The following is a 26,574-nucleotide window of genomic DNA, read 5'->3' as shown; positions in this document are numbered from 1 at the left end:
TTCTGTTCGTGCATGATGTTATCACGGTCAGGTTGCAAGAAAAATATCAAAGTGTAAATTATTATTTACTCGCTATTATATTCAGATACTCCAAATTCATTTATAAAATGAGATACCTCAAATCGCCAGGATTTGGCATCAAACATAAAGTAAGAATTTCCCCTCACAGATGATATGATGGTGTTGGGTAGAATCCCCTCCATTAATGAAGGGAATTTTTTAGTCGAATGACAGTGGTTAATTGACCAAAGCAATAACAGGACAAATTACTCCTACCTCTTTAAAAGCATTGATGACATCCTGCTTATTATATTGCCTGTCAATTGCTGCTTGGATAACACCACAAGAGGCTGCTTCAAATGAAGTCCCTGATGTCCAATATTTTATATTGGCATCTACCATCACTTGAAATGCTTTTCTCACCGACCAGTTGGGTTGATGAGCTAAAAGATAAAAAGCTCTGTTAAAGATCCCGCTGGTCAGATGAACATCCAAGTCATCATGATAATCATCGAAATGCTCAATAGAATGACCATCTTTCGTTGGATAGTCCATATAACGAATTGGCTCACCACTAATAGTAGCCTCACGTCCTATAGACCAATCTTTACCATCCCAATACCATGGAAAATCTTTACGTAAGTAATCCTGCATAGCAATCGATGCCATATCCGAGAAGGCTTCATTGATTCCTCCGGATTGCCCATTATAGACCAAGTTAGAATGCAATCTGGTAAAATTATGAGACAACTCATGCGATAGAGTGCTCTGTGCCGGTGCTGTTAATTGAGTATCCCCATCACCAATCACAATTTGTTGATGCATTAAGTACAATCCTTTTATTTTAATAGAAGGCACAGCAAAGGCATTATCAAAACTTTTAATATGTGTATAGGCTCGTAAAGGCAAATCGTCACCTAAAGGTTTTTCCACGCCATAATACTCTTTGTACATTCCCAGTGTGACTCCGGCAAAATACATAGCATCATTAACTGAAGAAAAACTGTAGTTTGCAGGTGATGTATCTCCATCATTAATATTGATATATTGTGATTCTTTGCTACAGGGGTAGGAAAATGCTGGTATATTTTTATAAATTTCCACGATACTTAGAACGGGGAAAGATCTCTTGTCCAAATCAGTATACGCAGCATTAATGACCCTTACCTCAGGGCTTTCTACAACACAATTTTTCCCTTTGATCGTTACCTCAAATTTGCCGAGAGAAGGAATATCCTTCATTGAATCACCATGTTGAAACAATCCCGACCGATAGGGAAGAATGAATACATTACCACCCAAGCCCTGACCAACTTTCTTATGAGTTAAATCATCCCAGTTTTTTAAAATCTCACCAGAATTGGCATCAATAATATAATTCGGAGCAGAGACAAAATGTAATGGATCATTTGTATACATCGATAAGTGATAAGCTAGATAAGCTTTCTTATGTGAATCCAGATAAATGATTTTTTTTATATTTTTGTAAATGATCGAATTGTTATTATATTTTATTATCTGGCTTTCAATATCAGCAGCACTTAATTTCCCATCAGTCTGATGAACATCCTTTTCAATTTCAGACACATCGACACCAGTCAGAAAAACTTTTGACTTGCTGGCCTTATGAAGGATTAGCTCATGACCCCAAACAGGAATATTTCTATAATAAACCTGGTAACGAATATCGTTAGAATCAGGATTGCTCTCATGATCAACAGGTTTCAGTTGATAATTTAACGGCGTGATTTTATTAGTAATTGATTTAAATCCTTTTTTATTTTGCAAGATACTAAAATTGTATTTTTTTAAATTGTTTTCGCCCGCCTGCCAAATAATATTTTCTGAAGCAGCTTGCAAATTAGCGCTTGCCATAGAAAAAACTAATAATGAAACTATCCGTGTTTTCATATTTTTTCCCTGTCTTTGACTATTGTTGTGTCTTTCAGCGTTTATCGATATTCACTGACTCCTGATATGTGATCGCATATTGCATCAGCCATAGCAGACGCGGATTGACTGCATTCCCTGAACCAAAGTTCAGGTTCTATCATTTCCAACTCACTCAAACACAATTTATTATTGTTATCCCACATGACATCAACACGCGCATAAACAGGTAACTCATCGCATTGAGCTATGACATTCTCAACAAACTCCCTTTCTTCTTGAGATGCCTCATAAGGATGCACAGTCCCACCGAAATCATCCTGTACTCTAAAATCACCTGATTTTGCTTTTTTTAGTATAGAATGGCTATATCTACCCCCAAACACCATAAAAGACACTTCTCCTTTATTTACAATGTTCTCCTGAAATTCCTGGAGTAACATCGACTCATTGCTAATTAGCGATTCAAATACATCTTGATAATGATCCGCGGAATCCTGATCAAATAAATAAGTATGGCGTGCTCCGCCTGCAATTGCAGGCTTTAATATCGCTTTCTCCCATCTCGATTCCTTCATTAAACTATTTAAGATATTTAGTTCCCCCTTTTTTAAAAATAAAGTAGGAGGGATATTAATTCCTTTTTGCTGTATATCACTCAAATAATGTTTATCAATATTCCACTGAATAATAGAAATCGGATTTATAAATTGAATTCTTTTTGAGCAATCATGTAACCAGAGATGAAACTCGCCATAACGATGAAAATAATCCCAGGTGGCACGAAACAGGGCATATCTAGTCTCTGACCAATTATATTGTCGATTGTCCCAATGAGTTCGTTTAACTTTTAATCCCTTTTGCTCCAGAGCTTCGGTTAATAATCGATCTTCTGTTAGCACATTTTGAATGTAGGGAGTAATATCGGCCGGGTCTATAAAATCCTTCTGCGTTAGTAAGACAATATCGCACTTGTTAGAGGTCATGATAGAAACAATCCGTATCAAATGATACAAGAATACTTATCTTTTTAAACTAAATCTATATACCCCATCGCAAATCAACCAGCTAATTTAATCAAATTAACAATGATTGCATTTTGAAGACTCTTTGTTTAATCTCTGGTTGTATGTTTATTGGAAATCACTTATTTAAGGACATGATGAATGTTTAAAAATGCTATAGTAAGAACACCATCTTCTACACTGATCAATGGACTAACTACATCGGCTGATTTGGGAAAACCTAATTATGAGCTTGCATTAATACAGCACCAAAATTACGTTAATGCCTTATCAAAATGTGATCTTGAAGTAACTGTACTTCCGGCTCTTGCACAATTTCCGGATGCTTGTTTTGTAGAAGACGTGTCATTATTAACTGAACAATTTGCTGTCTTGACATGCCCTGGCGCAGAGTCCAGGCGAGACGAAGTTCAGGAAATTGAACCCAGCATTCAAGCATTCTTTAAAGACAGGATTTTCAGAATAAGCCCACCTGGCAGACTTGAGGCTGGAGATGTGCTCAGAATAGACAATCATTTTTTTATTGGCCTCTCGGAAAGAACTAACAAAGAGGGGGCTGAGCAACTAATTTATTTACTGAATCAGCATGGCTATACAGCCTCAGTAATTCAGCTAAAAAAATTTCTGCATCTTAAAACAGGAGTAAGTTACCTGAATAATGATTACGTATTGGTGAGTGGAGAATTAATCAATCATCAAGCATTTGGTCATTTAAAACAAATAGTAGTAAGTCCTGAAGAAGCGTACGCCGCTAATTGTATTATGATTAATGAGACTGTGTTATTACCCAAAGGGTGTCCTAAAATAAGCCATCATTTATCTGAACTGGGGTTTTCAATTATTGAATTGGATATGAGCGAATTTAAAAAGCTGGATGGTGGTTTAAGCTGCTTGTCGTTGAGATTTTAATGAAAAGCCGCTTATCTGTTTTAAGCCTTGCCTTAATCACTGTTTGCTCGGTTGATAGTATTAGAAACCTTCCAGCAGCTGCTTTAGCGGGGAACCAGCTGTTTTATTACTTTGCATTGGCCTTACTCTTCTTTCTTCTCCCTTGCGCCATTGTTGCAGTTTGGTTCTCAAGGCAATCAGAACAAGGTGTGTATGGGTGGGTAAAACAGGGTCTAGGGAGTCAGTGGGCATTCACTGCCATTTGGTTTCAATGTATTCAAAATGTTTTAATTTACCCTACCCTATTGAGTTTTATTGCTGGCACCCTGCTCTACAGCATCTCCCCTGATTTAGTTCAAAACAAAAGTATGCTTTTTCTAATTATTATTTTTTTAATTTGGAGTTTAACCTGGATTAATTTAAAAGGAATTCATCTCTCAAGTCGTTTTAACTCTTATTGCTCCATAACGGGATTAATTCTTCCTTTTATTATTATCCTGTTCGTGGGGTTGTACTGGTGGATTACGCAGGTTAAACCTGGTACCACAGTTCTACCACCAGCCGAATCTTATTCCTGGACTTCGCTTACTGCAATTATTTTGTCATTTTGCGGTATTGAATTAGCCGCGGTTCACGCACGGGATAGTAAACAAGGGGCTTTCCCTAAAGCCATAGCTATTTCAGTTATTACAATCTTTCTGACGATGTTATTTGGTTCGATCGTATTGGCTATGATCATTCCCCCAGAACAATTAAATTTTATCAGCAGCATTCCCCAGCTCATACAATTATTTTTTAATAAAATTGGTTATGGATATTTTGCCTTTATTATTAATGGTTTGATCGCAATAGGCTGTATAGGTGCAGCAAATAACTGGCTCATTGCACCTATAAAAGGATTGGAATTTGCAATAACCGAAGGGTTCTTAAATAGGCAACTCAGTCAAGTGAATAAACATAACGCACCTTTCAGATTGTTAGTCGCACAAGCTTTCTGTGTATCGATTATTAGTGCTTTATTTCTTATCGTACCTTCGATTAATGCATCTTACTGGATCATGTTGAATGCAGCGACACAGATCAATTTATTAATGTACCTCTTGCTCTTTATTAGCGCTATCAAAATAGTTTCCTCAAAACCGATTTTAAGTAAGCTAAATATAATGATTTTCGCTTACCTAGGGTTGGCAGGCAGTAGCATTACTTTAATTGTAAGTTTGACGCCACCGCCATCACTCGCCATTAGCTCCAAATTGATTTATGCATTGCTTGGCGCAATTTTCCTGGTCATAATGACCTTGATTCCTATTTGGAGGAGACCTAAAGTTCTTACATAAAAAGAAATATCCAATCCTGCTTTGCAAATTCAAACGCAAGTTTCGTACTCTCAGCTATAATTGAAATATTAATCATTAGTTATTGTAAAATCAGGTTAAATTTTAGCAGGAATTCAGTACTCATCGGAGATGATGATGAAATTGACACGGAATATGATTGCTCAGGCTGTCCAGGCTAAAATAATTACAGAAGAACAGGCCAAGAACCTCATTGAATTCATAAAAAACCTTCCCGAACAAACTCCAGGATTTAACCTAACCAATGTCCTTTATTATTTTGGAGGACTTATAGCTATTGGTGCAATGACTTTGTTTATGAATCTTGGATGGGAACTGTTTGGAGGCTGGGGTATTTTCTATTTGTCAGTTTGTTATGCCCTACTCGGCCTAGGCCTTTGCAGTCAATTCAATGGGAAAGGATATGTCATTCCTGCTGGCATTTGCGCTACTTTTGTCATTTGCCTTACTCCTTTGGCAATCTATGGCTTACAAAAAGGAATGGGCTGGTGGCCAGATGACAGCGTTTATCATGACTATCATGTTTATATCAAATGGCATTGGATCTTCATGGAGTTGGGTACGCTAATGGTAGGTATTATCCTGGCCTGGATATATCGCTACCCTTTTATGATTATGCCAATTGCGGTCACTCTTTGGTATATGTCCATGGATATAGCAGCCATGTTGGGTGACGGTCAATTTGATTTTGAGCTAAGGGCAATGGTTTCAATGTACTTTGGCTTAATTACTGTATTGATTGCCTTTTGGGTTGATGTTCGATCCAGTCAATCAGCAGATTATGCTTTTTGGCTGTATATATTCGGTGTCATGGCTTTTTGGTTGGGTTTAAGTTGCCAATCCTCCGACAGTGAAATATCCAAATTTATCTATATGTGCATTAACCTCTTCATGATTCTGACCGGAGTCATTTTAAACAGAAAAGTATTCGTTATTTTTGGTGCGTTAGGATGTTCTTATTATCTGGGGCATCTGGCATTCCAGGTGTTTAAATTCAGTATGCTTTTCCCTGTTGCTTTGACTGCCATAGGTTTTGGTATCATTTATTTAGGAATAATCTGGCAAAGAAATGAAGCGAAACTTACTAAAGAGCTCCGGTCCATACTTCCCAAACCATTAAGAGACTTATTGGAAGCAAGGGACAGTATGGATTAATGAAATATTTTCTCTCGTCCTATCACATTCTATTACTCTTTAGATAAATTGCAGGTAACTCTTTACTTTCAAGTACCTGAAGTAGAAGATAGATGAGTTCATCATTATTTTCTTTCAAAAGGACTTGAGGAGTAATTATGTTAACTTTATCACTTGCCAAATGTATTAATGCAACAAAGAATGGGGCATTTGCCATCAAAGATTTGGATTTATTAGGCCCTCTATCTTATGAAGATGTATTATTTTTAGCTGAATATATAAAAGTCACATCCGTAACAGATCTTGACTTGTCAATGACCATCACCAGGGAAAACTCTAAAGCGCTATGGGATTTAAGTCAGGTTATTGCTAAAAATTCATTGCTACAAAAACTAACATTTGAAGTGCAACTGGACTTCGATTTCTATTTTAAACATAACCTGCCAATTGGTTGGTTAGATTTTATAGACGATTATCGGTTAAAAAAAATAGCGGCGCCACTCCATGAGGCATTGGTTAACATGCTAAAAAACAAACCTGCTCTAAATAAGTTAACTATAGACTTTTTAGCGATGGAAACTCCTTTTCACAATAAACATCTCAACCAGTTAGCACGATCTATCAATAAAATCCCGCTTAATTATTTGAATTTGGGCCTTTCAGTGACCAAAGAAACACAAATACCGCTATTTAAGACGAAAGAACCGAATCAAACTCTTGAGTTCCTAATCCTTCGTGGTTTTAATTCAGGTAGAAATACCTTGAAATATTTACCCCAAACAGCAGCCTTAAAAATGTTAGCTATTGATGACATGCAATTCGAAGAACATGATTTGAAATTGCTGACTAATATTATGAAATCCAACTCGTCACTGGTTGCTTTAATCCTTGGTAAAACTAATCTTGGACAAGTCAATTCGCCAGACGTACTCACCTGGCTCAGTGCATGCCCCAATTTAAATAGTCTTATACTCATTGACAATAATCTAAGCAGGCTTAATGTGGATAGTTTATGCGAATTATTAGCGAATAATCTCCAGGCTTTGAAAAAACTGGATCTGTCCAAAAATGCTTATATGGGTGACGATGCGATAAAGATTGCCAAAGCGTTAACTTTCAATGCTCATATTGAAACATTGGTGCTGGATGATAACTATATTGAAAATGAGGGACTACAAGCCATCATCGATCTGGTAAAAACCAATAAAAATATAACGTCTCTATCCATTTCAAACACCTGTCGATATACACCTTCTAACGAAATAATTCACAGTCTATGTGATTTATTACGTGATCCTGGATGTCAATTAAAAGAACTAAAATTTAACCAGGATATTACTTTGGCACAGTACCTTATGCTGCAACATGCTCTGAACTCTAACAAAACACTAGAATACATTGATTTCAATTTTAGAAATCAGAATATTCTTGAGGGAATTCTTGGAAAAAATAATTCCAGTGATTTGAATGAAAATGAGTTTTCAAGTGACAATCCTAAAGAAGAAAAAGCCCCAAATACTTTGAATACGGATCCGACTAGCAAAAGTGCTCCATTATTTTTTATTTCCCCAAAGAGTCGGCAAGAAGAGAATAAAAATGAACTTTCTTCTTTACCGAGTCATAGTGTCCATCTCCATTAGGGACAACACACATTGCACTCTATTATAATTTCTCACTGGCGATGTACACAGTTGGCGCTGAGCAATCTGCGAGGCCCAACCTACCTTACTTCTTTATATTCGAATAAATACATTACGTTTATATAAAATCAAAACAACCAGAAAATTCAGGAAAAGAAAACACATAGAATACAGCAATGCTGCATTGTGATTACTGAATCCTCCAAAAAAATAATCTTTGAGATAGGATATCAATGCCATTTTAGAGCCATCAGGTGTTGTTATTTTAAAAGCATATTGCAGTTTTAAAAGAAGGACATGAAATACAAAAGCAAATAATGCATTCATGCCAAATATTTTAAAAAAAACGGACCATTTTTTAACCCCAAGTCTATCAATCAGCAAATAGCAAAAAGCAAAGGCAAGCAGAGCCAGGCCGCTGGTCCAGAGTACGTAAGAACTAGTCCATAAATTTTTATTAATAGGAAAACTCATATTCCATAACCATCCCAATAACAAAAATAGCAAGCCAACCCCTGCTAATAGATAAAATTTCTTGAATTGATTGCATGGATTGATTAGTAAACTACCGGCCAGGATACCTGATAAAGTAGTGGCAATAGATGTAAAAGTACTTAAAAAACCTTCGGGATCATACGTTTTTTCATACAAGTGGGAGGCTGAAAAAAATAACTGGTCAAAGTATGAAACCCAACTTCCGTCTTTGGTTAATTGATTTGCTCCATATCCTGGGACAGGTACCTGAGTCATAATAATCCAATATCCTAATAAAAGAACAAGAAAAATAAAAAATTGAGTTTTAATTGAAGTATTCAGATAAATGAAAGCGGAAATTAAATAACAAACAGCGATTCGCTGCAGAATCCCATATATCCTTATGCTATCAAATTCAATAGGATGGGGAAAAACATTCAAAAATAATCCTAGAAGAAACAAAACAACACTTCTCTCTATGATGGGAGAATATAATGAGGTTTTTGTTTTTCGTTCCATTTGGTTTTTCAGGCTTATAACACTCGTTAAGCCGACGATAAACAAGAAAAATGGGAAAACCAAATCCGCCAAAGTACAACCATTCCAGTCCACATGCTCAAAAATCGGATAGGGATCAATAGCTGCCTGACCATTAACGAAAATCATCAATACAATGGTCATCCCGCGAAATACATCAAGGGATAAAAGGCGTTGGGGTTTTAAGGGAACAGTATTCATGCGCTATTTAAAATGGATTTATAAAAAACTGAGCCCCATTATCTTACCACGAATGGCAAATTGTAATATCAAAAATAAAAATTAAATTTCTAAAATCTATATGAAAATCTCTTTTAAACTTGTATGTTAGTCATGATTGACTTAACTTGAAGTTGAATTAATGTTTAGTAAAAAAGAACGTACATTATTATTTGCCAATAATTTGTGGTACTTGTCAGAAGGAATGTTAGGCCCGCTCTTCGGTATTTTTTGCGAAAGGTTCAACTCGTCTCCCTTAGACATATCATGGGTATGGTCTTTGTATTTAATTTCAGTTGGAATTGTAGTAATTGGCTTGGGTTATATTTCAGATTTTATCCATAAAGAAAAATTGCTGGTTGCGGGGTATGCACTCCAAACCATATTTACCTTTTGTTACATCTTTATAACAAGCAAAAAGCAACTGGCTTTATTGCAAATTGGCCTTGGAATATCAGGTGGACTCTCTACTACAACCTGGTATGCTCTGTATGCCCGCTATGAAGATAAAACGCATGAAGGACTTACTTGGGGTTTGGCCAATGGGTTGTCAAGTATTTACACTGGGATCGCCTTGTTATGTGGTGGTCTAATTATTGCCAAAACATCATTTGATGTTTTGTTTATCATCATGGGATGTATTCAATTTATAGCAACTATTTATGTCAGTAAGCTCATCTTTATCGAACACCCCAAAATTATCAGGCGTTTTAGAAATCCTAATTTGGCTAAAAATTAATTTTAAAATCTGAAAGCGATGTTGAATTGTCAAATCAAATGAACATTTTTTGATGTAGATTGATGCTAAATTCATCAAGAAATACTGGAATCAAAATAACTTGTCTGTTAATGTCCGCTTTTATTAAAGATATCACGTATTAAATTGTTATAAGGATATGATTATGTTTGAATCTTTTCGAAAATGTTTGTCTGCTATTTCTATGCGAGCTCCGTATGCCTCGACACCGGGACATCGCAACGCGCAACGCGCTAATGCCGGATCCGAAGTATTGAGCACAACGCTTGAAACATTTGATCCTGCCGCATCAATTCCAACAAAACTCGCTCAAACTTTAATCTCAATTTATTCCCTATTCAGATTTGATACTCATGTTTCTGAAAAACTGATCCATCTTTTGCAAGGTAGTATAGCGGCAACACAAATGGGTCTTGGCATCGCCTTGCTTTTTACTGGAACAGAGTGTGAGCAATATACGGATGCTGATCTATGCAAGGCAATATTTCTATTACAATTAATATACAGAGGAACCTTGCTAGTGGGCTGGGCTCCTAGTGAATTTTCCAAGGATCCCTATGCTGAGCCTAAAGTTGTATCAGAAGACAAAGCGGAATCTGATGCTGAATCTGAAGAAGAGAACGAAGATGAAGAGTCAAGAAACTCGGCCTCAGTTTAATTTTAAATCCCTTGCTCCGATTAGGACAAGGGATCACTTATACATCATCAAATATGCGTCAACTAACCATCTGAATAGTAATATCCCGCGCATCAGATAAACCACGGTCATCTACCACCCTTACCACATATTTACCAGGTTTCGCCTGCCAGAGATAAGGTTCATCTGATTTTGTTTCAGCTACAAAACTTTCATTGATAAACCAGTATAAATGTGCAATTCCAGCATCTGTTACCGCTGTTAATGGGATTATCTTGTTTGATTGGGTATTAGCATGGACAAGATAACTTACCCCTGCCTGGGGAGATGTAATTTGGGGGCTAATACCACTATTTCCCGACAAAGCGCAACCCGGTTCAAAAAATGGTGGGGTATGGCGTTGAATCCCTGCCCTCCTGAATATTCTTAATAAATCGGAGGGCCAAAACTCATACACTTCAAAACGAGTATTTTCATCGATGTGACAAGTACGAAGCCCCGTCTTACCGTTAATTGCCACCTCTCGAAAAATTGTATCGGTTTTAATAGGGGATTTACCTGGAATAAACCAGGTCCATTCTGTATCCGTACAATATTTACCAGGAAGCATACCTGAGGCTTTGCATACTTCTATTTTTTCCAAATGCATGTGTTCAGGGTATTTTTCAACTCGAGCTATTGGTCCTCTTTCATGTTTTATTGCATCAATCAATTCAAAAAATAAAGGCGCAGCAATTTCTTTACCTATAAAAGCCGGATTTGCCTGATTATCAAAATTTCCTATCCAAACTGCCAATACATAAGGACCAAAAACTCCAACTGTCCAGGCATCTCTGTATCCTGAGGAAGTTCCTGTTTTCCAGGCAATTGGTAATTGTGAGCTGCCCTCATTATTCGACTCTTTCATTGGAGTATTTTTTAGCATATCGAAAACTAAAAAGCTTGCTTCTGTGCTAAGCAAGCGTCGACCTTTTTGTCGCGGAACCCCTTTTAATGAATTGATTGGATACCAGACCCCATCATTAATCAGCATAGCATATAAACCGACTAACTCTTTCATAGTGAGTTCAACACCACCCAAATTAAGAGACAAGCCATAATATGATTCGGAACGCAACTGAGTTACATGCGCCTGTTCAAGTAATTTATGTAATGTTGGATTAGTTAATTGATTGGAAAGCTCGATGGCCGGGATATTACGACTAAGTATCAAAGCATCTTTTGCTTTGATGGGTCCCATAAAATCATAATCGAAGTTTTCCGGATTATAACCATTAAAACTCTGTGGTACATCCTTTAAAACTGTATTGGGGTGAATTAAACCTTGATCAAGGGCTAATCCATAAATAAATGGTTTCAGAGTTGAGCCAGGTGACCTTTTGGTTTCTACACCATTGATTTGTCCACTTATCTTGTTATTAAAAAAATCAGCAGATCCCATCAACGCTTTAATACTCATAGTACGGCTATCCACAAGTAATACCGCCGCGTTGTGAACACCAAACATTTTTTTTCTTGCTAAATAATGCCTTGTAATTCGCTCAACTATTAACTGAAGCCTGTAATCCAAAGTTGTTGAAATACTTTGTGATAAACCAGGATTTTCCTTCAGTACCATATTTACAAAATGAGGAGCCAGGAAGGGTAGGTTTTGATTGGTTTGCATAACTAAAGGCAGTCCAAACAGAGGCTGCTTCTCCTGGTCCTGCGGATGTTGATTCAGCCATCTGGCAAATAAACGATTTCTTATTTTTTTTAATTCACTGTTTTTTGATGTCCTTTTTACTGGATTTTGAGGGATAATGCTTAAAGTTAGTGCCTCTGGTAAACCAAGTTTACTAACAGGCTTATTAAAATAAATTAAGCTCGCCGCCCCTACTCCCTCTATATTTCCACCATAAGGCGCCAAATTGAAATAAGCCTCAAGAATTTTATCTTTATCATAATGACGCTCTATTTGTAACGCCCTAATAATTTGCCATAATTTTCCAGAAATTTTCTTGGAGTTAATTCCAAAACGAATTCGCGCCACCTGCATTGTGATTGTTGAAGCCCCGATTCTGCGCGATTTAACCACATAAGTTTGCCAAATGGCTTTCACCATGGAAAAAGGGTTCACTCCTTTATGCCAGCGAAAATACTGATCTTCTTGTAAAAGTGTAGCCTCGATTAACTCTTTGGGTATTTGAGATAACGGTACATAAAGTCTGTATTTGTCATCGTCACTTAAAATTAATCTTAATAATTGTTGATTATCATCATATACCGCTTTAGAAAAATTGAATTCTTCTAATAAAGAAGGTTTGGGAGAAAAAAATAATAATAAAAACCCACTGACAAATAACGAACCCAGGATTATGCTAAGATATTTTATTACTTTTCTCATTGCCCACAACAGGGATGATATAAAGGTTAAATTATATTCAAATTAATATTGAAATGCATTAGAATTGGCAAAGGATAGACTAATAATTATAAATTAATAATTTATTGCGGGGGGTGTATGCTTTACCGCACCCTCATTACCAGATCCTAAAATAAACTTAGACCAACCAGGACTCCATATTACCATGAACAAAAACCCATTCTCCCTAATTATGAATGTATTGTGTTCAATATTTTCAACTCTATTCGGAAAAATAAAATGGAATCACCCAACCTGGTTAGTTTATTTAAAACACAAATCAAAAAATTCTCCCCAAATATTTTGGGGAACAACTCTATTATTTATCGTGTTATTGGGCGCAGGAGCATATGGTGCTTATTGGTATAATAATTTGCCAAAACCAACTTATACTACTGCATCCATCACAATACCAGACATCACACCTAATGAGGAAAACCTTGTTCCCAATAATCTCATTATTGATTTCGGCATTAGAAGTAATGAATTTATCCCACAATCAGTTGCCCCCATTAATTTAATTGGCAAAGAAATTGATGAAGGGATAGAAATGGCTCCACAAATTGCGGGTAAATGGAGCTGGAATAGTGATAGCCAATTAATTTTTATTCCCGCTGAAGATTGGCCTGCAGGGCAAAAATATACTATTCATTTTGCAAAAAATTTCTTTGCACCCAATGCGAATATTGAAAGTTATGATTTATCCTTTACAACAAAGCCCTTTCAGGCCACAATCCGCGAGTTCAAATTTTATCAAGATCCCGTGAATACAGAAACAAGGCATGCTGTAGCCACTATAGAGTTCAACTATCCTGTAAATCCAAAAAATCTTGAAAAAAATACTTCCGTTGTATTCCAAACCATTAAAAATGGAAAAGCAGACCTCACTGCAGAATCCGTTCCTTTTTCTTATACTTATGATAATAATAAACGAATTGCCTATCTTCATTCGGCAAATATCAAAATAGAAAATGTATCGCGTTATTTACTTTTAACTTTGGATAAAAACGTTAGTTCTTCAACTGATTCAGCAATTCTTGGGCAATCAATTAGTAAAAATTTGCTGATACCCGATGCAAGTAACTTTCTAAAAATAGTTTCAACATCGGCTAATATAGTCCGTAATGATAAAGACAGGCCCGAACAGGTACTTAGTATTGAGACCAGTTTGGGTGTTAATGAAAGTGAATTTAATAAATCAGTACATGTCTATTTGCTCCCTAAGAATTATCCTGCTACTGCTGCAGAACCAGAAAAATCCAATTACGAATGGCGAAATCCAGGTGAAGTAACGAATAACATTTTGTCTCTGTCGACTCCATTACCCAAAGAGGTAATCCCTTCTGAGCAAAATTATACTACGTTGCATGGCTTCAAATTTAAAGCTCAAACTCCTAGATACCTGTATATCAAGATTGATAAAGGAATGAAGGGTTTTGGTGGTTTTAAATTAAGCAATGATTACACCGCTGTCGTGCCAGTACCAGAATACCCCAAAGAAATCAGTTTTTTGCATAAAGGCTCTTTGTTAGCACTGAGTGGCGAGAAAAAACTGTCAGTTCTGATACGCGGAGTGCCTGCAGTTAAGTATGAATTCGCGCGTGTGTTGCCTGATAATGTCAATCAGCTGGTTACGCAAACCCAAGGCGATTTCAGCAATCCTTATTTTATTAATCCCTCTTTTAATCAACAAAACATCAGTCAAATTTTCTCGGAAATCCAGCAATATGACTCCACTGATTTAACCAGACAGCAATACACATCCCTGGATCTGGGAAAATATTTAGCATCTGAAGCCAATGCCTCAGGACCGCAAGGATTGTTCTTATTACAAGCAACAGGTTGGGATGTAGCTAATCAATATGCTCTCGATGTTAAGGCCAGTCGTTTGATATTGATTACGGATTTGGGGATGGTGGTAAAAGACAATAATGACGGGAGTCATGATGTCTTTATTAGCTCCATTACACAAGGACTCCCAGTTGCAGGGGCAACAGTTACGATTTTAGGTAAAAATGGCTTGCCCATTTTATCTCGTGTTACAGATGAACAAGGGCGATCAAATTTTCCTACTCTGAAAGATTTTATTGAAGACAGAGAACCAACCGTGTATTTGGCAAACCTGAATAATGATGTGTCTTTTATTCCATTCAATAACTACAACAGGCAATTGAATTTTTCAAAATTTGATATTGGAGGAATCTATACCAATGATCAGGATTTGCAGAACTTAACAGCTTATTTATTTTCTGATAGAGGAATATATAGGCCCGGAGACACAGTGCATGTTGGAATGATTGTAAAACGAGCCTTTGCAGAACCACAACCTTCTGGTCTGCCATTACAAGCCACTGTAGTAGATGCCAGGGGAACTACTATCAAAGACCAAAAAGTGACATTAAATGACACCGGTTATATGGAGCTTGATTTTACTACCAGTGCCAATTCTCCCACTGGTCAGTATATAGTTTATTTATACTTGGTAAAAGATAACCACCCGCAAAATCTTCTCGGTTCAACCAGTGTCCGTATTTCCGAATTCCAACCCGACAGAATGCGCATTACTTCCAGCTTTGAACCCAAACCTTTTGATGGCTGGAGCTCACCCACTGATCTGAAAGCAAAGGTAGATCTTTGGAACTTGTATGGTGCCCCAGCTGCCAATAGAAGGGTAAGCGGCAAAATTTTATTAACTCCTCAGCGAGTGCAATTTGACAACTATCCTGATTATATTTTTGCGGATCCACTGTATGATCCGAAAAAGCCCCCAAAAGTTTTTACAGAAAACCTGGCAGAAGCAACAACTAACGAGAATGGGCAGGCTGAATTTAGCCTGAATCTTGAACGTTTTGAAAAGGCAACTTATCAATTAACTTTTTTTGCTAAAGGCTTTGAGCCTGGTAGTGGGAGAAGTGTTACTACACAAACTAGAACATTGGTCAGCCCTTTACCCTATTTCATTGGCTATAAAGCTGATGGCGACTTGCATTTTATTAAACAGAACAGCGTCAGAAATGTTAATTACATTGCAATTAATCCACAGTTGGGTAAAGAAGACGTAAAAAATTTAAAGATACAATTAATTTCCCTGCGCCCCGTCACAACTCTGGTTAAAAAAGCTGACGGCACTTATCAATATCAATCCACAATACAATCAACAGTCATCAATACCAATCCATTCGAAATTAAAGAATCTGGCATTAACTACAGCCTGCCAACGAATACTATTGGTGATTACTCCCTCAACGTATTAGATAAGGATGATAGTATTCTTAGCCAGCTGCAATTTAGCGTAGTTGGTACCAGCCAGGCTCCTCTCGCTAAAAATGCCGAACTATCTATCAAACTTAATAAAGAGGAATATCAAGCCAATGAAGATATAGAAATCCAAATCACTGCTCCTTATACTGGCTCAGGCTTGATCACTATTGAGAGAGACAAAGTCTATGCTGTGCATTGGTTTAAGACGGAAACCCAAAACTCTGTACAAACCATCCACATACCTGCTGATTTTCAGGGTAATGGATATGTGAATGTGGCGTTTATTCGTGATTGGGAATCTCCTGAACTCTTCATTAGCCCGTTAAGTTATAGCGTTGCTCCATTCAATGTGAACCATGATAAGCACGATATAAGAATTGGACTAAAAACACCTGAATTAGCCCGTCCCGGAGAATCTTTTACGATTGATTATCACACAGACAAACCCGGTAAGATCATCGTATTTGCAGTGGATGAAGGAATATTGCAGGTTGCCAATTATACTAAACCCGATCCACTTAGCTTCTTTTTCCAGAAACGAGCATTAGAAGTATTAACCCAACAAACAGTTGATCAAATTCTACCCAAGTTTATCCAGGATAGAGAAATATCTGCTGTTGGAGGTGATGAAGGTGAAGCGGCTTTAGCAAGTCGCCTCAATCCATTCAAAAGAAAGACTGACTTACCAGTTGTTTACTGGTCCGGTATTCTTGACACAGACAGTACTGACAGGCAATTAACTTATCAAATACCTGATTATTTTAACGGATCCATTCGGGTAATCGCTGTGGCAGTTGCTAATGACTCAGTGGGATCTCGCGAAGTTTCAGCAGAGGTTCGCGGTGATTTTATTATAAGTCCAAATGTGCCTACTTTCGTTGCACCCGGAGATGAATTTGAAATATCAACCACTGTGGCAAATAATATTAAAGATTCAGGAGAACACGCTCAAGTTGCAGTAGAACTTACCGCATCACCAGAGCTAGAAATAATCGGTAGTGCGAAAGAGTCTCTGGAAATCAGCGAAGGCAATGAGCAAACTGTGTATTTTAAATTGCGCGCTAAATCACTGTTGGGATCAGCAAGGATTGCTATCACTGCCAAATCAGGAGATAAAACAAGCAAGATGGATAGCACGCTCAGCGTCAGGCCTGCCAATCCTTTCACAACATATATTAATAGTGGCAAATCACAAGATTCTCAAAAATCGTTAGAGGTTATCCAGACTTTATATCCGGAGCATCGCAAGGTAGAAGCGACTATATCGACCAGTCCATTAGTTCTAATCTTTGGATTACAAAGATATTTGGATAATTTCCCATATGGTTGTACGGAGCAATTGACAAGCAAGGCCCTGCCCTGGCTGGTTATGAACAGTTTACCCTGGTTCAGTTCGGAAAGTGGCCCAATTCACGAAAAAATTAATACCACAATTCAAATGTTAAGCCAAAGACAAATGTCTAATGGTGGGTTTAGCTATTGGCCTGGTCTAAGTGACAATTCAGCGAATAGTTTTGCATCAGTTTATGCCATGCATTTCTTAACTGAAGCAAGAGCACAAGGATTCAACGTCCCCGGAGAGATGTTCTACAATGGCATTAATTACCTTAAAGAATTGGCTAGTCGCAATCCCACAGATGCAGACTCAGCAAGAATTCAAGCCTACGCCATCTATATTTTAACCCGTAATGAATTAGTCACTACAAATTATTTAGCCAATTTGCAATTGTATTTACAGCAAGATTCTTCAAAAAACTGGCTAAAAGACATCACAGCAGTTTACATTGCAGCCACCTATCAATTATTAAAAAGTTATAGTGAAGCGAATCAATTGATTGGCCAATATCAACCACCAACAAATAATGCATTTACGACTGATTTTTATGATCGCAATATCGCAGATGCACAATATCTCTATCTTGTTGCAAAACATTTTCCTAATTTACTGCCTCAAGTAAGCGACAATATACTCATGAATTTGGTACAAGCAATAAATAATGATGAAATCAATACAGTCTTATCAGGTTTTTCCAGTCTGGCTTTGGGTGCTTACTCACAAAATGAATCAATAGAGCTATCTGATAAGCTGTCCATAACAGAAGTACTGGCAAACAATCAGCAGAGAAACATCCCTACCGATCAAAATAATTATCAAAAATTAAATATTGATGAAACAGTCAAAACAATCCGCTTTAATAATCCTGACAAACAAACATTCTTTTATCAACTTGTTCAATCAGGGTTTGATAAAGTAATCCCGACAGAACCTTTAAAACAAGGTATAGAAATTTTCAGAGAATACCGGGATGAGAAAGGTAATGTCATTGATTCAGCGACTTTGGGTGAAGAAATTGAAGTACACCTGCAAGTCCGGTCATTAGATAATAATTATCTGAGCAACATTGCCATTGAGGATCTCTTGCCAGGCGGATTTGAGGTCGTTAGAGATTCAGTAAAAACGGACAATATGGATTATGCCGATGTCCGGGAAGACAGGGTTAACTTCTTTGGCTGGGTAGATTTAACTGCAAAAGAGTTAGTTTATAAAATAAAAGCAACGAACGTTGGCAAATACATAGTTCCGCCGCCCTATGCAGAAGCAATGTATAACCCAAATACGAAGGCAAGAGGTTCAGCATCAGTCATTACTGTGTCCCGAGAAGAAGATTAATTGCTGGCAAGCAAAGTCAGATTTTAACTCTTGAATTTGCTTGCTAAAAAACAACTATTAATTGCCCTCATATTTACTCATTCCGACAGCGCTAATGTGAGTTGCTTCAAAATTAAATCCTCTGGATTCCAAGCATGAGAACCACATTTTGATTTTCCAGCATTTGGTATAATATAAGAAAGGATAGATTTCTCAGCCCCTGCGCAGGAATGACTTAAGTTTTGCATCATATAGTTAAAGTATGGTTTTGCCTTGTCGCAGGGAGGATAAAAAGACTAATAAAATGAATATTGTTGCTGGATATTCTCCAACTCTCGTTGCTTCAATTCCAGTTCCTGCCTACTTAAATCCAACTGCTGTTCAAGCTGTAGAGACTTTAGCCTGAGAGCAATATGCTCCCTAAAAAACAACCAATCATCTTTATAATCTAAATAGCGAAGATTACGATAGGCTTCAGCTTCACTTTGGCTAAATTGGTTATCAACCATATCTGGTAACTGATTAGCATCATCCAAAGCATTGCTAATGCCACAACCCAATAAAAAATTAGCAGACATCAAAGCATCTCCAACCAAGCAAAACACACCCCCCTTAGGAAGGGGCAAAGCGAATTTATCAGCAATTTCAATATCTGTTTTAAAAACAGAAGCTAAACCAGGGGCGCTCGTTTTAAAATTCGTATTGTTAAATAACAATTGCAATACCAAGTCAAACCATTGTTTTAACTCTTTTTTATTATTATCCTTGAGAATCGATTCAGGAATTTCTCCAGTGAGATAAACAGCTCCATTCTTTTTTGAATATTTCAAATAAATTAAAGGTGGATAATCATGCGTCCAGCCCATGGCCTTTAACGGAGTAATCTTATCTAAAGGGATGAAGCTGGTCCCCTCAATTGGACTTAACACCGGATTAGCTATCATTGCCAAAGGCGGATTATTGATCGACAGATACATCACACCAAAAGCATTGTGATCAGGATTATCTAACTTTTCATAACCAATTGCGAACTCTGGATTTTGCGCATTCCACAACTGAGTAAATGATTTTGATGTTTTTCCGGATGCGTCAACTAGCAAATCAAAACTGTGATTTTGTATGCTACCATTATGATCCAAGGTTAACTCCTGATTCTCAGCATCAACCTTGGCAATTTGCGTGTCTCCCAAGTGAAAAATGAGCTGCTGCTCTGCATTATTGAATTTTACAGTATAAGGATCTTCTTCGTCCTGAAAAGTAAAGCCACCTTTGGCATAAATATATTTCAATTTACTATACTGATAACGCTGCAACTCTGCGATAGGAATTACAGTGCGCTCTTTTTCAATTAATTCAAAGAAAGCTAAATCCAATTGATCTTCTGCACTCAATTTCAAGTTGGATTCATCAATGGGACGGATTAATTTACAGATAAAATTATCTTTGAATTCCAAGGAATATCCTTTGCTTGCCAGTTGACTTAGAGCAAAAAAATCTCTGATCGTATCATCCTTTAAGAATACCCCTTGTTTGCGACTAAAAACATCATCTTCGGATCGGCGGTCAATTAATTCAACGGAATACCCTTTAGCTAATAATGCGAGAGCACTAGCCAAGCCAGCCGGCCCCATGCCAATGATATATACTTTCTTTCCCATAAGTTGGACTCTACTACTTAAAATAAATGACAAATTTTAGCATTTAATTGTTAAGAAATTATTAGGTGAGCATTTCTATTGCCAATGCCCCGCTGTTCAGGACAAAACTCAGGTAGACTCTCTTTTTGTATAGGAAGAGTAGCATGTTGATTATTAATTTTTCTAAACTCTGATCTGGGGGTTCCAACCTGAAACCCCTAATTTAGGTTCCCAAATCGAAACGAATTACATCCATAATTCCTTTTTGACAAATATCGCAAAATGATGCGTGAGATTCCATAACACAATTCAAGCCTGGCTTATGACTTGCACCCTGATGAGATGGTGAATCTCCATAGCCGCCACGATATGCCCCATATTGCGGAGGGGTTGACTGCCAGTCACTATAGGGAGTAGGAATAGACATTTGTGGATTGACTAATTCATTCCATTTTAATCCCGAATAGCTTGGAGTAGTCAGAAAAGTGATGTTTTGTGACCACGGTTCCTTCATCTCAGGGGCAAATTCCAACTCAGTCCGTCCACCACCCTCATATTCTTCATTGAGTCCAAAAAAATGACCCAATTCATGTATCAGAATGTAGGTAAAATAAGTTGAATTATCAGCAGGTATTGCGGTGTGTGATTTGTAATTACCTACACCCCAGTACTGACTGTTATTAACCAATACTATTGGATAATCATAAGGTGCTGACGCCAATCCCTGACGAAACTTGTTCTCTCGTGTAGGATATACTATATGATACCAACGTCCAAAATTATCCCAGTATGGATAATATAAACCCAGAAAAGAATCAAATTCTGGTACTGGTAAACCTAAATCTTCAGCGACTCCCAAACGCTTATGAGATGGATTAAAGACTGCATAAAAATCCATATAATCGATACCAGGAAACTGTTGACTTTGTAATGCCTGCACAGTTTTAATCGCTCGATTCCAAAATTTCAACTTCTCACTTTGAGTATACCCTTCAGCATATATATTCACTCTTAAAGAGGGAGTTTTCACTGCGGATAATAGTTGCCTCACTTCCAAATCATTGAAATGACGATTATCTCTTGTTAATTCACTAGCAATGATATTTTTCTCAACAACCTTTTCCATTAAACCTGTTTGCGGGTTTTCTGCATAAAGTTCAAAGATCATATCATGGGAAGGAACGGGAAAACGCAAATTAATAGCACGTGCCAGCTTGCGATATTCCTTACCAGTACCAATCGCATCATAATATGCCGTATCACCACCGAATCTGCTTTTTAAAACCCCCAAATAACTCCCCCATTTGGGTTTGTGAATACTTCGTGATAATAATGCCGGTGTTCCAGAGGACTCTATTATTACTGTACCAACCTGATAAGAATCTGTTTCTTCAAACCAATCGGTTTGAATTCTTAATACATCAATCCCTACATTTTCCTGCACAATCTTCAAAGAATCAGGATTGATGTAATGAAACTTTAAATTTGGGTAATGACTGTCTCTGGGCACTTTATAGCGGTCCCAATAGGGATTAGCGTATGCCTGATGGGAAACCAAAAAAATAAAGCAAATGATAAAAAATCTTATCATGGGTGTGACCTCCTTGTATTCCAGAACTACTATCCCATACTAACTTGTAGATTTTCCTACAAATGTTAACCGAGTTTAACGAATACTCTTTTATCTATCGAACTTGATATTTCGCCAGATTGAACGAAAGCGTATTAATTATTGGGTATCGTAACAACGACTCACAAAAATCATGATTTATAAGACAAAAGAGTAGAATTACCCATGTCACCTATCCATGGAGGATTATCACCTAATAAAACAGACGGATCAAAACCTAATGATTCGATTCTAACCCACTCTTTATCCAAATATTTCAATTGATCATTTAACGCTTTGTTATCTGTTTTATTTGTTGCATCATAGCAACGATCAAAAGGATCGTAGGTATAGGGATTGCAAACTACCGCCTCCATTTTATCGATTATCCCAATTTTGTTGTACCAATCATCAATCAACATTGGACCTTCTGGTTTGGCAGCGGGATCGAGCACATAAATGGTACCCATGTAGTTGACAACAGCTGACACATGATACCACCAACTTACTGTTCCCTCAGAAGAGTATGGTGTTTGCATTTCCAAATCACCAAAAGCAAAAATTTTTGCTGGAATAACAAAATGCTCAGTATCCAGTTTAATTCTGGATAGTGCTGCTCTGGCAAAGCAACCATCATCAGGATAAAGCCAACTGATTCTTCTTTGAAAATCAGGTTTATCAGGTGAATTCAAAAAACGAGTATCTCGTATCAGGTTAAACATGTTCGTCAACTCGTCATAGCTGCTAACCTTCGGCACGGTGGAGTAATCTATTTTCTGTAAAGAGACTTTCTTTGAATAAGGAGTTCCCCTGGCAATTAACATCTTCAGTTCATTTTGTGGTTTGCTATTTATGATACGTTTCATTGCATCCTGATAAGATTCTCCTGGAAACCGTTTTTGTGAAACAGTTGCGTTTGCCAAGCCGCAACAAATCAAAAAAGGAAATAATGATAAAATAATGGCTATTTTTTTCATAGCAATCCTTGAGTATTTATAATATTGGTTGATATTTTACCAATGTTTGTCGTCCTTGACATTCTTTATAATTAGCATGAACTGATTGAAAAGACTAGTGTATTAGTCATATGGACTATCAGTAGTCAAAACATATCAAGTCAAAAACATAATGACTTATATTTCTTATCAGTGTAAGCATTCAAAATGCTGAATTTAATTGAACTGACCTTAAAATTTGTTTCTCATAATAATGATCTATAATTTAGACATACATCAATTTATAGATTAGAGGCTAGTTATGGCTAGTGATAACCCTTTTTCAGGCTTAAGAGAAAAAATGTTAAATCTTTATTATCAAGCAGAAAAGGACCTGTTCCGTGAGCCTGTATTTAGAAATCAATTTCAGGATGCTAAGCTTGATGATGTTATTATTTCTCGAGCAGGTGTAAAATTTCTATGGGGTAAAATTTCCGAAGACCAGCGCGCACATTTACAAGGTTTATTTTTAGCTTATTTAGAAGATCTAGCATCCAGCATTTATAAAGAATATTATGATAAAAAATTTGGCTCAGGACCTAATATCGCCATCAACTCATTACTTGATCAATTTGAATCAAAAAAAGTTACTAGCCTTGAAAATATTAGAACAGTTTTGGATAAATGTGTAACAGAAAACAAAGAAGAGGATTATTGGTTTACTAATGCTGTAAGAGGAATCCTACTAACTAACGCTTTTGCTATTTCCGAAAGCTCAAGTGAATCCTACCAATCAGAATTAGAACAGAGAATCAGCAAACTAATTCCCCCTCCTAGCAATACAAATGAGGAAAAACAACAACAGATTTACAGCCCGTAGTTGTTAGATGAAATAGGTATGACTTAGAAAATAATCATATTAACCTAAACTTACTATCTCAGGACTTACGAAAAACTCCAAGGTCAAGGCAAAAAATGCTTTTAATGAGGGAGTTTAGATAAACTAAATGACCGAATTAAAAACATTTTTTAACATAGAGATTGGGGTTTTTCGTAAGTCCTGTATCTTACCGCTTATTATGGCCGAGCAGTATTCAGAATTCCCTATTGTTATACGGTATTTGTAATTAGTTATATTGCAGGGTATCCAATTTATCAAAATAATACCCTGTCGCCAAGTTGAAACAACTTTTATTATAGTACTTCTTTATTTTTTGTTTTCTACAGTTATTGTGGGTTGAATTTGCTCACCATCGTGTATGATACCCTCAGTATCATTAGTACCTTTTTCAATTAAAGTGGTATCTTCCCCGGACATTTTTGCTATCTTGGCTATATTCATTTTCGATGATTGCTTTTTGCTAAACATACCATAGGGATTTGCTGAATGAACAGGGAAATTAGTTTTGATCGAATCATCAACATGTATCCTTTTGGCTTCGATACAGAACATCACTGTATGATAAGCCATATTAAAATCAGGATTATTTGTATGCCAATTATACTGTTTGTCTTTACCATCATTGTAGTAAGTATATTCAGGAATTACTCGTTTCTGGAAATTACAGGCTAATTGATGAATATCGTCTCTGGTTAACTCAACTTTTTGACTTGGATCCACATTAACGATTGCAATATCAGTTTCAGAACTCAAGCCTAGCCCATTCTTACGTACTACTGCAAGCAACCCTGATTTTGACTGGATTGGGATAACTTCACTCCAAAATCCCATATTGGAACTCGGCAAGGAACTTAATATACTATTGATTTCAAACATAAATTTTCTCATATCATGTTGGCCATTCCAACCATTTTGAGGTGTTCTGGGAGCAGGAGTATAACTTTCGTCTGTAAAACCAATCGCTATATTTTTCTGAGCAAGTTTTTCTCGAAATGCGTTGCAAACAACTGTATCGCCACAATTAATTTGATTTTGCAAAGTCTCCAGATATGGAACGAGTAATCGCTCTTGCGAATGTTTATCATGCTCTAAACTGTTATAGATGCTTCCAGCTTTTTCTTTTTGGATATTCTCTATAGCCATTTCGGTTAATACCTCCATAGCTGCTTTGTTGTCAGGATATTTTTTATCAAAGATTATATGAATGCGTTGTGCATAATAGGTTTGTTCCAGAGCATGGGCCCTTCTGAATACAGGTTTTGCCAATAAATCGCCTGTTTCATCACCTGATAGAGCATACCACCCGCCGCTTGATGTTAAAGCACAGAAAGCTATTTTTTCACGCATTCTTGTTTCTACTTCTTTGATTGTTGATTCATTACCGTTTAGAATCTCATTTTGAATATCTTTCACAAAAGAATAGCGCAGGACTGACTCTAAAGCTTCGTCATAATCATAGCTCCTATCATGTTTAAATTTTTCTTGCGCACCGTGCAAAGTGTGATGATTTGCCAAACGGTGTTCTGCCATTTCTTCCAATATTGTCATGGCTAAGGAATTATGATCATGATTACCAGAGAAAGCAATACATCCGCCTTTGGCATGGGAATGCAATTTCTTTTGTTTATCCAGGAATACTACTTGAGCCTTAACTCCCTCCTCTTCCTTACACCACCCGGGTAAACCACCATAACCATCTCTTTGCGCATAATAGGTACCTCGAGTAATATGGGTTGGCCCTTTTTCTGGAAGCAATAATCCATCAACCACATCGGTAAGCTTCTGACTCCCACTGAAAAGAAGTTCATCCAATATAACGGGTTTAGGTTTATTAAACTTCTCCGCAAGATCATAAATATAAGCATAAATTTGTTTGCGTAATTCTGGATTTAAATAGCCTACAGCATCAATGCGAACACCCTCAAAGCCATAATCAATCATGTACTTATAAATATAAGGCTTCCAAAATTGTTCAATAATTTCATCTCGGATTTGGGGGTCACTGTAGTTAAACGCGATAGCATCCTTAAAATCAGGATGCACATCATTTTGAAACCATTCAGGATGTTCTTTTCTGTGCCGTGAATCGGCGGCAACGTGATTTAAAACCAAATCAAACATCGGTACCAAACCATTATTGCGGGCTTCTGAAGTGAACTTCTGCATTGCTTCCATATCCAGCTGCTTTTTCAACTTAGGATCAACATTGGGAGGGAGCGGGTTAAAATAAGGACTTATCAGATCACAATCTGTCATAGCATATAGACTTCTTGTCACCTCATTATAAGCTCTGACGCCAATTGTCTTATCACGCTTAAATAAACCCTGAACATCCCCTGCTGTTTGTACAGGATTTATCCATACAGCATTAAATCCCATGGCCTGCAATTGAGGAAGATAGTCAACCATCTCCTCTATGCTTCCAAATTGAGTAGGAAACATGTTATAACAACGTAAAATTCCATTACCATCCAGTATTACACTTTCTTCACGCTCTGTTTTATTGACTATGTCTAATTTTGATTCTGCCATAATAATATGCCCATATCATTATCTTTTAGATAAAATATAGTACATATCTCAGGATTATGCCTCTTGAGCTTAAAAATCAAGCAAAAATA

At 36.9% G+C, this 26,574-nt stretch carries 15 protein-coding genes and 1 pseudogene; 8 read left to right on the top strand and 8 right to left on the bottom strand.

Annotated elements, in window-relative coordinates; genetic code table 11:
• Window positions 1-237: 237 nt before the first annotated feature.
• Both OQI99_RS04285 and OQI99_RS04280 read right to left on the bottom strand, forming a co-directional pair.
• Window positions 238-1,911 carry a M4 family metallopeptidase gene (locus tag OQI99_RS04285; protein ID WP_265731364.1) on the bottom strand — a complete coding sequence of 558 codons (1,674 nt, stop codon included), beginning with the start codon at window positions 1,909-1,911 and terminating at the stop codon, window positions 238-240.
• A gap of 41 nt (window positions 1,912-1,952) precedes the next feature.
• Window positions 1,953-2,876, bottom strand: a complete 924-nt coding sequence (locus OQI99_RS04280; RefSeq protein ID WP_265731363.1) for an ATP-grasp domain-containing protein — start codon at window positions 2,874-2,876, stop codon at window positions 1,953-1,955.
• 180 nt (window positions 2,877-3,056) lie between these two features.
• Here OQI99_RS04280 and OQI99_RS04275 point away from each other — a divergent pair, with 180 nt between their 5' ends.
• From OQI99_RS04275 to legL3, 4 genes are all read left to right on the top strand, one after another.
• Entirely contained in the window at window positions 3,057-3,824 is a 768-nt protein-coding gene (locus OQI99_RS04275; protein ID WP_265731362.1) for a dimethylarginine dimethylaminohydrolase family protein, read from the top strand.
• Entirely contained in the window at window positions 3,824-5,140 is a 1,317-nt protein-coding gene (locus OQI99_RS04270) for an APC family permease (protein ID WP_061512615.1), read from the top strand. Before OQI99_RS04275 ends, OQI99_RS04270 begins: the two co-directional genes overlap by 1 nt.
• A 135-nt stretch (window positions 5,141-5,275) precedes the next feature.
• Window positions 5,276-6,313 carry a DUF2157 domain-containing protein gene (locus tag OQI99_RS04265; protein WP_265731361.1) on the top strand — a complete coding sequence of 346 codons (1,038 nt, stop codon included), beginning with the start codon at window positions 5,276-5,278 and terminating at the stop codon, window positions 6,311-6,313.
• Window positions 6,314-6,450: 137 nt separating this feature from the next.
• The gene (legL3, locus tag OQI99_RS04260) at window positions 6,451-7,932 is read left to right on the top strand and encodes a Dot/Icm T4SS effector LegL3 (protein WP_265731360.1); all 1,482 of its coding nucleotides are present in this window, start codon (window positions 6,451-6,453) and stop codon (window positions 7,930-7,932) included.
• Window positions 7,933-8,025: 93 nt separating this feature from the next.
• Here legL3 and OQI99_RS04255 read toward each other — a convergent pair whose 3' ends face one another.
• Window positions 8,026-9,144 (bottom strand): lpg1661 family Dot/Icm T4SS effector, encoded by a 1,119-nt coding sequence (locus tag OQI99_RS04255; protein WP_061512612.1) that lies wholly within the window; start codon window positions 9,142-9,144, stop codon window positions 8,026-8,028.
• 160 nt (window positions 9,145-9,304) lie between these two features.
• Here OQI99_RS04255 and OQI99_RS04250 point away from each other — a divergent pair, with 160 nt between their 5' ends.
• Together OQI99_RS04250 and OQI99_RS04245 are read left to right on the top strand one after the other, a co-directional pair.
• Window positions 9,305-9,901: an MFS transporter gene (locus OQI99_RS04250; protein WP_014844064.1), complete on the top strand. Its 597-nt coding sequence runs from the start codon at window positions 9,305-9,307 to the stop codon at window positions 9,899-9,901.
• A 163-nt stretch (window positions 9,902-10,064) separates the two neighbouring features.
• The gene (locus tag OQI99_RS04245) at window positions 10,065-10,577 is read left to right on the top strand and encodes a hypothetical protein (RefSeq protein WP_265731359.1); all 513 of its coding nucleotides are present in this window, start codon (window positions 10,065-10,067) and stop codon (window positions 10,575-10,577) included.
• 58 nt (window positions 10,578-10,635) lie between these two features.
• Here OQI99_RS04245 and pbpC read toward each other — a convergent pair whose 3' ends face one another.
• A complete protein-coding gene (gene pbpC, locus OQI99_RS04240; protein WP_265731358.1) occupies window positions 10,636-12,942 on the bottom strand; it encodes a penicillin-binding protein 1C in 2,307 nt (768 codons plus the stop codon).
• Between the two features lie 184 nt (window positions 12,943-13,126).
• Here pbpC and OQI99_RS04235 point away from each other — a divergent pair, with 184 nt between their 5' ends.
• Entirely contained in the window at window positions 13,127-18,892 is a 5,766-nt protein-coding gene (locus tag OQI99_RS04235; protein WP_265731357.1) for an alpha-2-macroglobulin, read from the top strand.
• A gap of 275 nt (window positions 18,893-19,167) precedes the next feature.
• On the opposite strand, the pseudogene OQI99_RS04230 reads toward OQI99_RS04235, so the two are convergent.
• From OQI99_RS04230 to OQI99_RS04220, 3 genes and pseudogenes are all read right to left on the bottom strand, one after another.
• Window positions 19,168-20,572: pseudogene (locus OQI99_RS04230) on the bottom strand (lpg1666 family Dot/Icm T4SS effector).
• A gap of 159 nt (window positions 20,573-20,731) precedes the next feature.
• Window positions 20,732-22,123, bottom strand: coding sequence for a lpg1667 family Dot/Icm T4SS effector (locus OQI99_RS04225; protein ID WP_265732349.1), 1,392 nt, complete (start codon window positions 22,121-22,123; stop codon window positions 20,732-20,734).
• A gap of 146 nt (window positions 22,124-22,269) precedes the next feature.
• Window positions 22,270-23,094, bottom strand: a complete 825-nt coding sequence (locus OQI99_RS04220) for a protein-glutamine glutaminase family protein (RefSeq protein WP_061512608.1) — start codon at window positions 23,092-23,094, stop codon at window positions 22,270-22,272.
• A gap of 280 nt (window positions 23,095-23,374) precedes the next feature.
• Here OQI99_RS04220 and OQI99_RS04215 point away from each other — a divergent pair, with 280 nt between their 5' ends.
• The gene (locus OQI99_RS04215; protein ID WP_061512607.1) at window positions 23,375-23,932 is read left to right on the top strand and encodes a hypothetical protein; all 558 of its coding nucleotides are present in this window, start codon (window positions 23,375-23,377) and stop codon (window positions 23,930-23,932) included.
• A gap of 327 nt (window positions 23,933-24,259) precedes the next feature.
• On the opposite strand, the gene OQI99_RS04210 is transcribed toward OQI99_RS04215, so the two are convergent.
• The gene (locus tag OQI99_RS04210) at window positions 24,260-26,485 is read right to left on the bottom strand and encodes an alpha-amylase (RefSeq protein ID WP_265731356.1); all 2,226 of its coding nucleotides are present in this window, start codon (window positions 26,483-26,485) and stop codon (window positions 24,260-24,262) included.
• Between the last annotated feature and the right edge of the window lie 89 nt (window positions 26,486-26,574).

This window comes from Legionella sp. PATHC039 (genome assembly GCF_026191275.1).
Classification (GTDB): Bacteria; Pseudomonadota; Gammaproteobacteria; order Legionellales; family Legionellaceae; genus Legionella; species Legionella pneumophila.
Note: the sequence above shows the minus strand (reverse complement) of the source record. Positions and strands in the feature narration are given on the sequence as shown.